The sequence below is a fragment of the Clostridium tagluense genome (assembly GCF_003865095.1).
Lineage (GTDB): Bacteria > Bacillota > Clostridia > Clostridiales > Clostridiaceae > Clostridium_AD > Clostridium_AD tagluense.
The window spans coordinates 63,036-74,848 of sequence record NZ_BHYK01000011.1 but is presented as its reverse complement, the minus strand read 5'-3'; the positions used below and the strand labels follow the sequence as shown (position 1 = coordinate 74,848).

Here is an 11,813-nt window from a genome sequence, read left to right as displayed (position 1 = left end):
TCTGGGATGCTGAAATGCTATTAAAAAAGGTAACAAATAACTTTAAGTCAGTTACTTGTTACCTTTTTTTAATTATAACTTAAATCTTTACTTATCCTTATTTCCCCCTAGAGTTACCTCTTATGGCCTTCTTCGGTGTTGGCACGGGAGTTTTATTATCACCTTTAGATTCTTGACCATTTGAAGACTTATTATTACTTGAAGGAAATACCGGTTTGTTTTTAGCCATTATAACACTCCTTACTAATTAATGATTTTTACTTTTAACTAAGTTTAGCTTTGTCTTTCTGAAAATACCTTATTAATAAGGTCTACTCCAGAACTACCTACTATATTAGATATTCTTAAAGATAAATTTCCATCCTTATAAATCCTATCTTCGTTTGCATTAATTAAGATATTTAATTTTTCTTCTAGCTTCTCATACGTCATAACACCGTCTAAATAAAAATCTACTAAATCCTTTAAACATGCGGCTAACGCTTTTGGGTCCTTATAAACTTTTCTCATAATGCACTCCTTACTATTCATTTTAATATATATTTATTCTATTGTATCTTCTTATATTATATCCTAATAAATTTAATATTTAAAGATATCTTTGATAAATAAATTTTAGACTACCAAGCTTTCTTGCAATATTTTATTTTAATTATAAATTCATCGCTATATTAGTAATTTTTTATAATATAGTAGTTTATTATTGTACTTTTTTAAGTAATACCATATAATTAGGCTTGTGCGTTTTAATATATATTTTAATTTTTAATAATTTTTAGAAAAAAACACTTTTATTCATTAAAGGAGGAACAATATGTTTAATTTCAAACCAAAAGACAATGTATTTTTCGAACTTTTCTCAAAAGGAGCTGAAATCTTTAATACTTCCGCAAAAGAGTTAAAATTGCTAATAAATGAACTTGATAATCCAGGGGTACGATTGGATAAACTAACACAACTTGAGCATGAAGGAGACCTCGTAACTCATGAATTAATTGAATATACTAAAAAAATGTTTATAACGCCACTAGACAGGGAAGATATATTTAATATAACAAAGGGAATAGACAATATTACTGATGGTATTGAATCAACAGCTCATTTAGTGTACATGTATAATCTGACTTCTGTTACACCAGAAGCTGTTGAACTTATTGACAAACTTGTTGATGTTACGACTGAGCTTGTTCATGTAATTTCAGAATTAAAACATCTTAGTAAAAGCACTTTATTAGTAGAAAAAATTATCTACGTAAACACCTTAGAAAATGAAGCCGATTTGATTTATAGAAAAGCTATGAGAAATCTTTTTGAAAACCCTAAAGATCTTCTATCTGTAATGAAATTAAAAGATTTATATCATCATTTAGAAGATAGTATTGATGCTTGCGAAAAACTTGCAAATGAAATACGAGGAGTTGTTATGAAATATGCTTAGTTCTACAATTATAATTCTTGTTATAATATTAGCGCTCGGCTTTGATTTTATAAATGGATTTCACGACACAGCTAATTCTATCGCTACTTCAATTGGTACTAAAGTACTTACCCCTATGCAAGCATTGGGAATGGCTGCGGTGCTTAATTTTGTGGGCGCTTTGTTACATACTGAAGTTGCAAAAACTATAGGGACAGGAATAATTAATAATGGCATAGCTACTCCAGAAATTGTAGCTATAGCCTTAGTAGGTGCTATTATTTGGAATCTAGTAACATGGTATTTAGCTATACCTAGTTCTTCTTCTCATGCACTTATTGGTGGACTTTTAGGTGCTTCCATAACTTCACATAAATTTGATTTTTCTGTTGTAAATTGGGTTGGGTTTTTTAAGAAAATAATAGTTCCACTTATATCCTCACCAATATTAGGACTTGTATTCGGATTTTCATTTATGTTTTTACTTACATGGTTATTCCATAAAGCAACACATAAAAAAGTTAATGGATTATTTAAAAAATTACAAATTTGTTCTGCAGCCTTAATGGCATATAGTCACGGTTCAAATGATGCTCAAAAATCTATGGGTGTTATAACCATGGCACTAATTGCTGGAGGATTTTTAGACGCAACGAACTTTGCTATACCATTGTGGGTAAAAATCGCCTGTGCATTAGCAATGTCATTAGGTACAATGTCTGGTGGATGGAAAATAATAAAAACCATGGGTGTTAATATGATAAAATTAGAGCCTATAGATGGATTTGCCGCTGAAACTGCTGCTGCGATTACTATTCAAGCTGCTACAGCATTAGGTGCTCCAGTAAGTACCACTCACGTAATAACTAGTTCAATAATGGGAGTAGGGTCTTGTAAAAGACTTTCAGCCGTTAGATGGAGCCTTGCTAAAACTATACTAGTAGCATGGGTCTTAACTATTCCGTGCAGTGCAATTATATCCGGACTACTTGCACTTGTGTTTTATAGATAGCTACATAAAATTTTTATATTTTCTTATTAAAGGCCCACCACATCATATTAATTTAGAGTGGTGGGCTTTTAATACATTAATTAGCATCAAAAAAATTTCTTTAGCACTCTATTATACTAATATTAAGTAATTATTTTTAATTACTGATTGGAGGCCATTTATGATATTTTATTTTTCAGGCACTGGTAATTCTCTTTATGTTGGTAAAAGTATAGCAAAAGAAAGCAATGAAAACCTAATTTCCATATCAGCTACTATGAGGGATAATAAGGAGCACTATGAATACGCGTTAAACCCTAATGAGGTTATAGGCATTGTTTATCCCGTTTATGCCTGGTCACCACCAAAGCAAGTTATTGAATTCATTAATAAGTTGAAGTTAATAAACTATAATAATAACTATATATTTACTGTAGCCACTTGTGGAGCTAACATTGGTAATACTGCTCAGGTTATTGATAAAGCTTTGAAGAAAAAAAAATTACATCTCAATAGTGGATTTTCAGTAGTAATGCCCAATAATTATATTTTCTTTGGGGATGTTGACACTGTGGAAGTTGAAAATAAAAAACTTTTAGAATCCAAACAAGTAATAGCTACTATAAATAATACAATAAAACATAGGGTGGATAATGTTTATCAACTTGAAAAAGGTATGCTACCTAGAGTGATGACTTATATAGTAAATCCGTTATTTAATAAGAATGCTCACAATACAAAGAATTTTCATGTCAATGAAAGGTGTAATGGTTGTGGATTATGCGAGAAAGTATGTAATAGTGGAACAATTACAGTTAAGGAGAAGCCAATATGGAAAAACAACTGTACCCAATGTTTAGCTTGCATACATTTATGTCCAACCAAGGCAATTCAATATGGTAAAGGTACGGAAAAGAAAGGTAGATATAAGCATCCTAAAATTACAGTTAATGAACTGATAATAAAAAATTTAAATACCTAGACTAAAGGTTTATGTTTAAGATACTCAAAAAACCCCTCAATAATTTTTCGTTGAGGGGTTTTTTATAATAATTGCAATATTTTCTTTTAAATTTGCGACTTGACAGGTAGATGACACTTTTTTGTTATTATTCAGCCATCTCTAAAGCTATTTTCATCATATTAGTAAAGGCTTCTTGTCTTTCTTCAGAAGTAGTTAATTCATGAGTTACTAAATTATCTGAAACTGTTAATAAACAAGCTGCTTTCTTACCCAATACATTTGCATTATGGAATAGTGCGAAGGATTCCATTTCTACTGAAGTACAACCATGAGTTTCATAAATATCCTTATACTCATCGAAATTTTCGCGATAAAATACATCAGATGAGTGTACTCTATTTTTATGAACTTTAATTCCTAAATCCTCTGCAATTTTCTCTAACTTATTATTTAGATCAACTGATGCAGCAATTGTATCATCTTCACATCCACTTTGAACTTTTGCATAAGTGGATTCACTCCAAGCATCAGTGGTAAGTATTACATCATATAAGTTTAAATCAGCAGTGTAAGCACCACATGAACCTATTCTTATAATGTTTTCTACCCCATAGAAATTAAATAATTCATATGAGTAAATACCAATACTAGGCATACCCATGCCACTGGCCATTACAGAAATCTTACGTCCTTTATATGTACCCGTGTATCCAAATACATTGCGGACATTATTAAATTTTTCCACATTTTCTAAAAATGTTTCTGCAATAAATTGGGCACGTAATGGATCTCCCGGCATTAATACTGTTTTTGCGATAATTCCTTCTTCTTTTACTTCAATATGTGCTGTTGGTATCATATTGAAACCTCCTTATAATTGTATTTAGTTTGAGAAATATAGTGAATTAATTAAGCTCCTATTGTATTTAATCATACATTATCCATTATAGCAAAAAAATTGATATGAAAAAATGACATTTGTCACTTTTTCATATTAATATTTTTACATAATTAAATTTTTTTTTCTATTCTATATTTTTTATTTTTAATACCTAAGAATATATACACAATCAGTTTTACAATTCGAATTATCTATTTGATATTTCTATAGTTCAACTGTTTTCTATATGAATTATCTATTAGATATACTTAATACTTTATTGTACACTTAATAAGGCTAATAATAGTTTTACGCTACTTAAGGTTGCTACAAGGAGGTTTTTATGAATAAAAAAATCACAAATACTTTAAAAATAATATTCCTTATAATAATTATTGCGATTATTATATGTGCCTTTTGCAATACAAAAACTCTGCGTCATTGTACTCCAGAAAATATGAAAACTTTTATAGATTCTTATGGCATGTTCTCACCAATAATCTATATAATTTTGTTTACATTTGTCCCACTTACACTTTTTCCTGATTCAATTCTTGCTATTGCTGGAGGTATGTGTTTTGGAATGATGGGCGGATTTATTTACACAATGATTGGGGCTATTTTAGGAGGCACTCTTTCTTTTTTTCTAGCCAGTATATTAGGACATAAGGTATTCAACAAATTTATAAAAAAAGACATATCAAATTTAGAAGATGCCATTAAAAATAGAGGCTTTTTATTGGTGTTTATATTAAGACTAATTCCACTTTTCCCCTTTGATATAATTAGCTATGCAGCAGGGTTTTCAGGGGTGAAATTCAAGGATTTTGCCTTAGCTACTCTTTTGGGTATAATACCTGGTATCTTTGTTTTTGTGAACATTGGAGATAAAGCAACGGATATTGGCTCTTCTAGCTTCTATATGTCTATAGCACTTTTAGTAGGACTTATTGTAATATCTTATGTTCTAAAAAAGAAAATTTCATTACAAAAAATTAAGAACTAGTATTATAATAATATTTATAAAGACTATTATAATAAAAGTTAAATTATTCTTTTATTATAATAGTCTTTTATATGTATTTTTATTTTTAAGGATATTTCAGAAGGAAAGTCTCCTACTTATATAAGTGGGAATTACATTTACCTAAACCCTTGATTTATTTAGCAATTCTTTTATACCTTTAGTAGCATCAAGTAGTGGTGCTATGGATTTATCATAATTTAGATTGTTTATTATGCTGGCGATAAACCCCGACATATCAACTTCACGGAACCATTTAGCCTCTTTAACCTCTTTAGGAATATAGGTTAAATTTGTTGAATATATTCTTTCAATTAACCCATCTTCATAAAATTTATTGAATTTTTCTATTCCTTCAGTAAATAATGCAAAAGTTGCTGTAACAAATATTCTTTTTGCTTTACGTTTTTTTAATTCCAATACTATATCAAATATTGACTCGCCAGAAGCTATCATATCGTCAACTATCAAAATATCTTGTCCTTCTACTTCTCTTCCCATATATTCATGTTGTACTATGGGATTTTTACCATTTACTACTTTTGAATGGTCTCTTCTTTTGTAGAAAAGTCCAATATCAAGACCAATTACACTAGAGTAATAAACAGCTCTATCCATTGCACCTGTATCTGGGCTTATCACGAGGACTTTTGCCTTGTCTACTAATAGCTCAGGCTCCTCTTGTAAAATCGTTTTCACTATTTCATAAGTGGGATATACATTATCAAAGGATATAAGTGGTATTGCATTTTGAACGTTTGGATCATGTACATCAAAAGTTATAATATCATTAACCCCTAATCTTTCTAATTCCTGAAGAGCAATGGCACAATCAAGAGATTCTCTATGTTTTCGTCTATGCTGTCTGCTTGCATACAATAATGGCATTATTACAGTTATTCTCCTTGCCTTACCACCTAAGGCAGACAAAACCCTCTTTATATCTTGGAAATGATCATCTGGACTTTTGTGGTTCTCATAACCATACATTGTATATGTACAACTATAATTTCCTACATCGCATAATATAAATATGTCTTTACCCCTAACCGAATCTTCTATAATAATTTTACCTTCACCATTTGAAAATCGAGTATCAGTCATATTTATAAGAAAGGTTTTTTCATCATTCAAGCCACGGTTCATAGGCCCACTGTCATATTCTTTACGTTTTTTTATTAAAAGCTCATTAATTCTATTTCCCAGTTCTGAGCTACTCTCTAGTGCCATAATACCTAGACTACAGTAGGGAATGCTAGGTAATTGTTTAATATCCATAATAATACCTCCTTGATATCCACAAAAGTGGCTTAAAAACTTCAAATGCATATAGTATTTTATATTTTCTCCTATTTATTCTTTAAATATATGAGTATTTATAATTTTAACATATATATAAATGCAAATGAACCCTAAAATATAAGATTCGACTTTTTTTCACAAGATTTTATTGATAATTTTACTGAGACAAGTATCCTCTATATCAAATAATATATAAATTTAGAATATTAAAGATTTTAGGTATATGATATAATTATACCACATTGATAAATTTTTAGATAAATATCAATTGCCTATTAATTATATAAATGTAGATTGGAGATAATACTAATGCGTAATGAAGACAATATGACAAATTTTATACCGTCAGTAGATATGATTTTACCTAAAACAAATAAGGATATATATTTTTTATTTTATAATGATGAATTACTAGTTAAATCTGAAAACAATAAAGCAATAATACCCACTATTTGCGATCTAGAAAATTTAGAATTAATTAATACCCAATATCTTGGGTCTATGGATGGACAAAATTGCTTTTGTGGAGAATTAAATAGTGATGCTTTTATACAAAACGATATGTATTTTAGCAAACTTAAAGCACTAACTCACCAATTATCCAAAGACATGTTTTGGATAAGTGGCAGAGCTATTCAAATAGTAAATTGGAATAATGATCATAAATATTGTGGCAGATGTGGTACATTAGCTCAGAGCGTGGATGGAGAAAGGGCTAAAAGGTGTCCCAAATGTAGCCTGGTAAATTACCCTAGAATCTCTCCTGCCATAATTGTAGCTGTTGTACGAGATGGAAAATTGTTGCTTGCACATAATAATCAATCTGCTAAAGAGTTATATAGTGTAGTTGCTGGCTTTGTAGAAGTTGGTGAGACTTTTGAGGAATGTGTTGTTCGCGAGGTCCAAGAGGAGACTGGGATTACTGTAAAAAATATAAAATATTTTGGAAATCAACCTTGGCCTTTTCCTAACTCTCTTATGATAGGATTTACAGCAGAATATGCAAGCGGTGAAATACAAGTAGATGGAAAAGAAATAGGTGACGCTAACTGGTATAGTTCTAACGAAATGCCTTTAACACCCGATAGTATAAGCATAGCTAAAAAGTTAATCAGTTGGTTTGCTGAAAATTATTAATATTTAACGACATTTCAGAAGAAAAGTCCCCCACTTATATAAGTGGGGGCATATATTACAACAAAAATAAATAAAAGTTAGAATACTTAATTCACAGCGAATTAGATTCTAACTTCTATCTTTTCTTAATATATTTAACAATATTTTATCTCCTTAAACTATATATTGACCTTTTTATCTTAATGTTTAAATTAGTATTGTGTTGGAACTTAAACTTAAATTATTATGGTAAGCTATCTCTTGTATTCCTAAGTAATTACTTTAATGGCTTCTTAGCCGATTGCAATGGCAATCATCATTGAATTCTTAGTCTACTTATAGTTTTTATATATTTTTATGATCTCACCCCACTCTCTTATTTTTCAATTTATTGGGGGTATCAAGTTTCGTTTAAAGATTTTACTAAATATACGATAAGTTGCGCTTCTTATATTTATAATATAACACGCTAATAATACTTTGTCAATAGTTATTATTAATCAATATAGGAAATTTTATAATATCATTCCATAATTTTGTGTTATAATTTTAGCATATAAAAGAAAATAACAATGAAAAGAGGTTTTATGATGAATAAAAAAGAGATTGCAGACATAAGAAAAGAATTTAAATTAGATAGTGGTATGATAAAAATTCAGGAAATTTATAGCGTTTATCTAAAAAAAGATAATGTGCAAATAGATTATGAGCCTGTTATTCATTCAGAATTTGATTTTTTTGATAGAATGGATATGGATAAAAAAGAGTTATTTTTAGGTAATTTTAAGAAAGTGCTTACTGGCGCTATAGATACAAAAATTTTCGAATTAGATTTTCAGAATATCGAAGAAGAAAATAACACTCAAAAGATTTTGGGCACTGCACTAAAAGCAAGTGATAAAGACGAAATTCAAAACACCCTTAATGAGCTTATTAAAAAAATTACAGCTAATTATAAATATGAAACTGATGTGGTGGTTACTTTTATTAAAGCTGAATATTGGTTAGGTTCTAACCATAGAAATATGGAGGCTGATGAAAGCATTGATGATGCAGTACAAGCCTTTAACTTCATTCTTGCGAGTGTAAATAAAATAGAGATACCAAAGAGAACTCTAAAATTTGATTATACTGATAAGGAATTCAAAGCAAATTCGGCTTTAGATTCAGTTATTAATCTTAATTCTCCCTTGGAGGGCTTCATGTTCCCTACTCTTAACAATGGATATTCAGATATTAATAAAATTTTATATTATGCTTCAAAACCTAAAGAATTAAATGGTGATTTCATTGAGAAAGTTCTTAACTGTGATTTTAAGTTTACTGCTGAAGACGAGAAAAATTGCTTTGGTGATATATTGAAATCCATAATCGGCGAAAAAATCAAACCTGAACTTATGCAGGACATTTATGTGAATATACATGAACTCGCCGAGCAAGCTGAAGGTGGTGAAAGTCCCTCTATTGGAATTGAGGATATTAAAAATATTCTGAGTAATTGTGGAGCACAGATTATATCTGATATAGACACTGCCTTCATTGAAACTTGTGGTATAAAGTATGATTTTAAGATAAACAATATTGTACCTGAATTCAATTCAAAATCCATTAAGATTACTAGTGAAATTGCAAATATTACATTAACACCTAAGGATTTAAATTCAGTTAAGCAGGTAAAAAATAGTGATGGTAGAAGATGTCTACTTATTGAAATTGATGAGGATGTTGTAATAGAAGGATTTATTTTAGAAACAGAGGAATTTTAGTAGGTATCATTACTCAGTGATGTTACTTCTTATGTTTATATTAAAAGGAGAATATTACTGCATATTAAATTGCACTAATATTCTCCTTTTATTCTATATTTGTTTTTAGGTCTACCCACTTTACCGTATTCCATTTCAACCACAAGCTTTTGTTCTTTTTCTAAATAGTCTAAGTACCTTCTAGCAGTTATTCTAGAAACTCCGATGTTTTTTGCAATTTGCTCAGATGTAAATGGTTTATCTTTCATATCAGATATACCCACTATAATTTTTTCATAAGTGTACTGATTAAATCCCTTAATGTCACCAATATTTTCATAATATTCTATGACGTGTTTATTTTCTTTTATAGTATATTTATCAATAATTTCTTGCTCCATACTATCAACATTTTTAAAACTATTCTTTCTACTTTTAAATTGAAGCAATGCCTCCTTAAACCTATTGAATATAAAAGGTTTTACTAAATAATCTACTACTCCATATCGAAATGCTTCTTCAACAGTTTCTGTATTCCTATCTGCAGTAATTAATATAACATCACATTTTAAATTTTCTAGTCGTATCCACTTTAATAAATCTGTACCTAGACCCTGCGGAAAAAAAACATCTAATAATATTAGGTCAGGTTTTCCACTTATTATAACTTCTTTTGCTTTTTCAATAGAGTTCACGCTGTCATATAGTGTAAACCCTTCTATTTTTTTTAGAAATTTTTCATTTATTTCTCTCACCATAGGGTCGTCTTCAACAATAAGAACCTTAATCATATGATCTACTCCTTTTCATTGGTATAAATATATCCCATATAGTTCCATTATCTTGTAGAACATTTATGTCACCGCCTGCATAATCTACTATTTGTTTTATAATACTAAGTCCAAATCCTCTGTTACCAGGTTTGGTTGTAAATCCACGCTCAAAAACTTTATCTATTATATTTTCACTAATTCCAGGACCATTATCTTGAATTCTTATTCTAAGTGATTCACTATTGGATATTAATCTTATGGATATCTTACCATTTTCAAATTTCACTAATTCTTCTATAGAATTTTCTATTAAGTTTCCAATTACGGAGCAAATTTCATCTACTGTTATATTTTTAGGAATATCATCTAGATAAGAATTTGCATCAATTTCTACAGAAATTTTAGCTTCTGTTGCTTTATTATATTTGGCAAGTAAGAGCCCTGCTATGTGGGTATTTTTAATTCTTTTGCTAAGAATTTCAGAAACCTCTCCGCGAAGCTTGGATATATGTGAAATATATTCAATAGCCTCATTATACTCTTCTAATTGTATTAGGCCTGAAATAGTGTGAAGTTTATTCATAAACTCATGATTTTGCGCTCTTAAAGCAGAAGTCATTTTTTTAATTCCAGTTAATTCTTCTGCCATGTTCACAACCTCAGTTAAGTCCTGGAAACTAGAGACAACACCTATGATTTCTTCTTTATGATTTTTTAATAGGGTATGACTGCACATAAGTGTTTTACCCGGGCGCATTTTAATTTCTTGATTATATACCGCTTCCTTATTCCTCAATACTTCCATCATTTCATCTGTATAATTTAAGTTCAAAGTAGCAACACTCTTGCCTATATTTTCATCTTCTAGTTTTAAGATTTCCTTAGCTATTTTATTAAAGAGTATTATTTTGCCATCACTATCAATAGCTATAATTCCATTTTTTAGATTCTGCAAAATTAAATCCCTCTGTCCCAGTAGTAGTGCAATTTCCTTTGGCTCTAGGCCAAATATGCTTTTCTTTATTGTATTTGATAAAAAAACTGCACCTACTATGCCCATTAAAAGACCAACTACTAAAGCTATTTTCAAACAAAGTAAATGGAAATCAAGTTCAGCATATACTGTATCTGTTAAAAGGCCCACTAAAACTGCACCTACTTGTTCTCCCTTATAATAAATGGGTACAAAGGCTCTTGTTGCCGAAATCAAAACATTTCTGTCCCTAGCCACATAAGATTCACCCTTTTTTAGCACCTGCTCTTCTCCACCGTCAGCATATTTCCTGCCTAGAGAATTACCATTGGGATAGGAATATTTTATTCCCTTCATATCCATAACAATAATATATTGAAATCTAGTTTTTTCTCTAAAACTCTCTATAGTTTTTTGAACAGTGTCATAATCTTTAGAAGTTGCTAAAGTTTTTTCAATTATATCAATAGATGCAATAGTTACAGCTAAATCCATAGCATTATTACCCATTTGAGTTTCCACAGAATTTTGCACTTGATAATAAGTAACAATTCCTATTCCACCAATGATCATAAATATTATAATGCTTATAAATATTGTTAATTTATACTGCAATTTCAATAGCACT

12 protein-coding genes are annotated in these 11,813 nt (G+C 29.7%); 6 read left to right on the top strand and 6 right to left on the bottom strand.

Features of this window, described 5'->3' with window-relative positions; genetic code table 11:
- Positions 1–97: 97 nt before the first annotated feature.
- Together Ctaglu_RS26185 and Ctaglu_RS11580 are read right to left on the bottom strand one after the other, a co-directional pair.
- Positions 98–229 (bottom strand): hypothetical protein, encoded by a 132-nt coding sequence (locus tag Ctaglu_RS26185; protein WP_258880984.1) that lies wholly within the window; start codon positions 227–229, stop codon positions 98–100.
- 44 nt (positions 230–273) lie between these two features.
- Positions 274–510, bottom strand: coding sequence for a TIGR04540 family protein (locus Ctaglu_RS11580; RefSeq protein ID WP_125001683.1), 237 nt, complete (start codon positions 508–510; stop codon positions 274–276).
- 304 nt (positions 511–814) lie between these two features.
- Between Ctaglu_RS11580 and Ctaglu_RS11575 the strand changes: the two genes are divergently transcribed.
- From Ctaglu_RS11575 to Ctaglu_RS11565, 3 genes are all read left to right on the top strand, one after another.
- The gene (locus Ctaglu_RS11575) at positions 815–1,438 is read left to right on the top strand and encodes a DUF47 domain-containing protein (protein WP_125001680.1); all 624 of its coding nucleotides are present in this window, start codon (positions 815–817) and stop codon (positions 1,436–1,438) included.
- Positions 1,431–2,429: an inorganic phosphate transporter gene (locus Ctaglu_RS11570; RefSeq protein ID WP_125001677.1), complete on the top strand. Its 999-nt coding sequence runs from the start codon at positions 1,431–1,433 to the stop codon at positions 2,427–2,429. The genes Ctaglu_RS11575 and Ctaglu_RS11570 overlap by 8 nt, the downstream gene beginning before the upstream one ends.
- Positions 2,430–2,589: 160 nt before the next feature.
- Positions 2,590–3,390, top strand: a complete 801-nt coding sequence (locus tag Ctaglu_RS11565) for an EFR1 family ferrodoxin (protein ID WP_125001674.1) — start codon at positions 2,590–2,592, stop codon at positions 3,388–3,390.
- A 127-nt stretch (positions 3,391–3,517) separates the two neighbouring features.
- On the opposite strand, the gene deoD is transcribed toward Ctaglu_RS11565, so the two are convergent.
- The gene (deoD, locus tag Ctaglu_RS11560; RefSeq protein WP_125001671.1) at positions 3,518–4,231 is read right to left on the bottom strand and encodes a purine-nucleoside phosphorylase; all 714 of its coding nucleotides are present in this window, start codon (positions 4,229–4,231) and stop codon (positions 3,518–3,520) included.
- Positions 4,232–4,595: 364 nt separating this feature from the next.
- Here deoD and Ctaglu_RS11555 point away from each other — a divergent pair, with 364 nt between their 5' ends.
- Positions 4,596–5,258, top strand: coding sequence for a TVP38/TMEM64 family protein (locus tag Ctaglu_RS11555; protein WP_125001667.1), 663 nt, complete (start codon positions 4,596–4,598; stop codon positions 5,256–5,258).
- A gap of 141 nt (positions 5,259–5,399) precedes the next feature.
- Here Ctaglu_RS11555 and Ctaglu_RS11550 read toward each other — a convergent pair whose 3' ends face one another.
- The gene (locus Ctaglu_RS11550; protein WP_125001664.1) at positions 5,400–6,554 is read right to left on the bottom strand and encodes a ribose-phosphate pyrophosphokinase; all 1,155 of its coding nucleotides are present in this window, start codon (positions 6,552–6,554) and stop codon (positions 5,400–5,402) included.
- Positions 6,555–6,887: 333 nt separating this feature from the next.
- On the opposite strand from Ctaglu_RS11550, the gene nudC reads away from it, so the two are divergent.
- Together nudC and Ctaglu_RS11540 are read left to right on the top strand one after the other, a co-directional pair.
- Positions 6,888–7,715 (top strand): NAD(+) diphosphatase, encoded by an 828-nt coding sequence (gene nudC / locus Ctaglu_RS11545; protein ID WP_233439764.1) that lies wholly within the window; start codon positions 6,888–6,890, stop codon positions 7,713–7,715.
- Positions 7,716–8,281: 566 nt separating this feature from the next.
- Positions 8,282–9,460 carry a DUF4317 family protein gene (locus Ctaglu_RS11540; RefSeq protein ID WP_307720484.1) on the top strand — a complete coding sequence of 393 codons (1,179 nt, stop codon included), beginning with the start codon at positions 8,282–8,284 and terminating at the stop codon, positions 9,458–9,460.
- Positions 9,461–9,534: 74 nt separating this feature from the next.
- On the opposite strand, the gene Ctaglu_RS11535 is transcribed toward Ctaglu_RS11540, so the two are convergent.
- Positions 9,535–10,230, bottom strand: a complete 696-nt coding sequence (locus Ctaglu_RS11535) for a response regulator (RefSeq protein WP_125001661.1) — start codon at positions 10,228–10,230, stop codon at positions 9,535–9,537.
- The gene (locus Ctaglu_RS11530) at positions 10,223–11,806 is read right to left on the bottom strand and encodes an ATP-binding protein (protein ID WP_125001658.1); all 1,584 of its coding nucleotides are present in this window, start codon (positions 11,804–11,806) and stop codon (positions 10,223–10,225) included. Before Ctaglu_RS11530 ends, Ctaglu_RS11535 begins: the two co-directional genes overlap by 8 nt.
- Positions 11,807–11,813: the final 7 nt, after the last annotated feature.

Coding starts and splice junctions, on each gene's coding strand:
- Ctaglu_RS26185 (WP_258880984.1), bottom strand. CDS start 229: ATGGCTAAAAACAAACCGGTATTTCCTTCAAGTAATAATAAGTCTTCA.
- Ctaglu_RS11580 (WP_125001683.1), bottom strand. CDS start 510: ATGAGAAAAGTTTATAAGGACCCAAAAGCGTTAGCCGCATGTTTAAAG.
- Ctaglu_RS11575 (WP_125001680.1), top strand. CDS start 815: ATGTTTAATTTCAAACCAAAAGACAATGTATTTTTCGAACTTTTCTCA.
- Ctaglu_RS11570 (WP_125001677.1), top strand. CDS start 1,431: ATGCTTAGTTCTACAATTATAATTCTTGTTATAATATTAGCGCTCGGC.
- Ctaglu_RS11565 (WP_125001674.1), top strand. CDS start 2,590: ATGATATTTTATTTTTCAGGCACTGGTAATTCTCTTTATGTTGGTAAA.
- deoD (WP_125001671.1), bottom strand. CDS start 4,231: ATGATACCAACAGCACATATTGAAGTAAAAGAAGAAGGAATTATCGCA.
- Ctaglu_RS11555 (WP_125001667.1), top strand. CDS start 4,596: ATGAATAAAAAAATCACAAATACTTTAAAAATAATATTCCTTATAATA.
- Ctaglu_RS11550 (WP_125001664.1), bottom strand. CDS start 6,554: ATGGATATTAAACAATTACCTAGCATTCCCTACTGTAGTCTAGGTATT.
- nudC (WP_233439764.1), top strand. CDS start 6,888: ATGCGTAATGAAGACAATATGACAAATTTTATACCGTCAGTAGATATG.
- Ctaglu_RS11540 (WP_307720484.1), top strand. CDS start 8,282: ATGATGAATAAAAAAGAGATTGCAGACATAAGAAAAGAATTTAAATTA.
- Ctaglu_RS11535 (WP_125001661.1), bottom strand. CDS start 10,230: ATGATTAAGGTTCTTATTGTTGAAGACGACCCTATGGTGAGAGAAATA.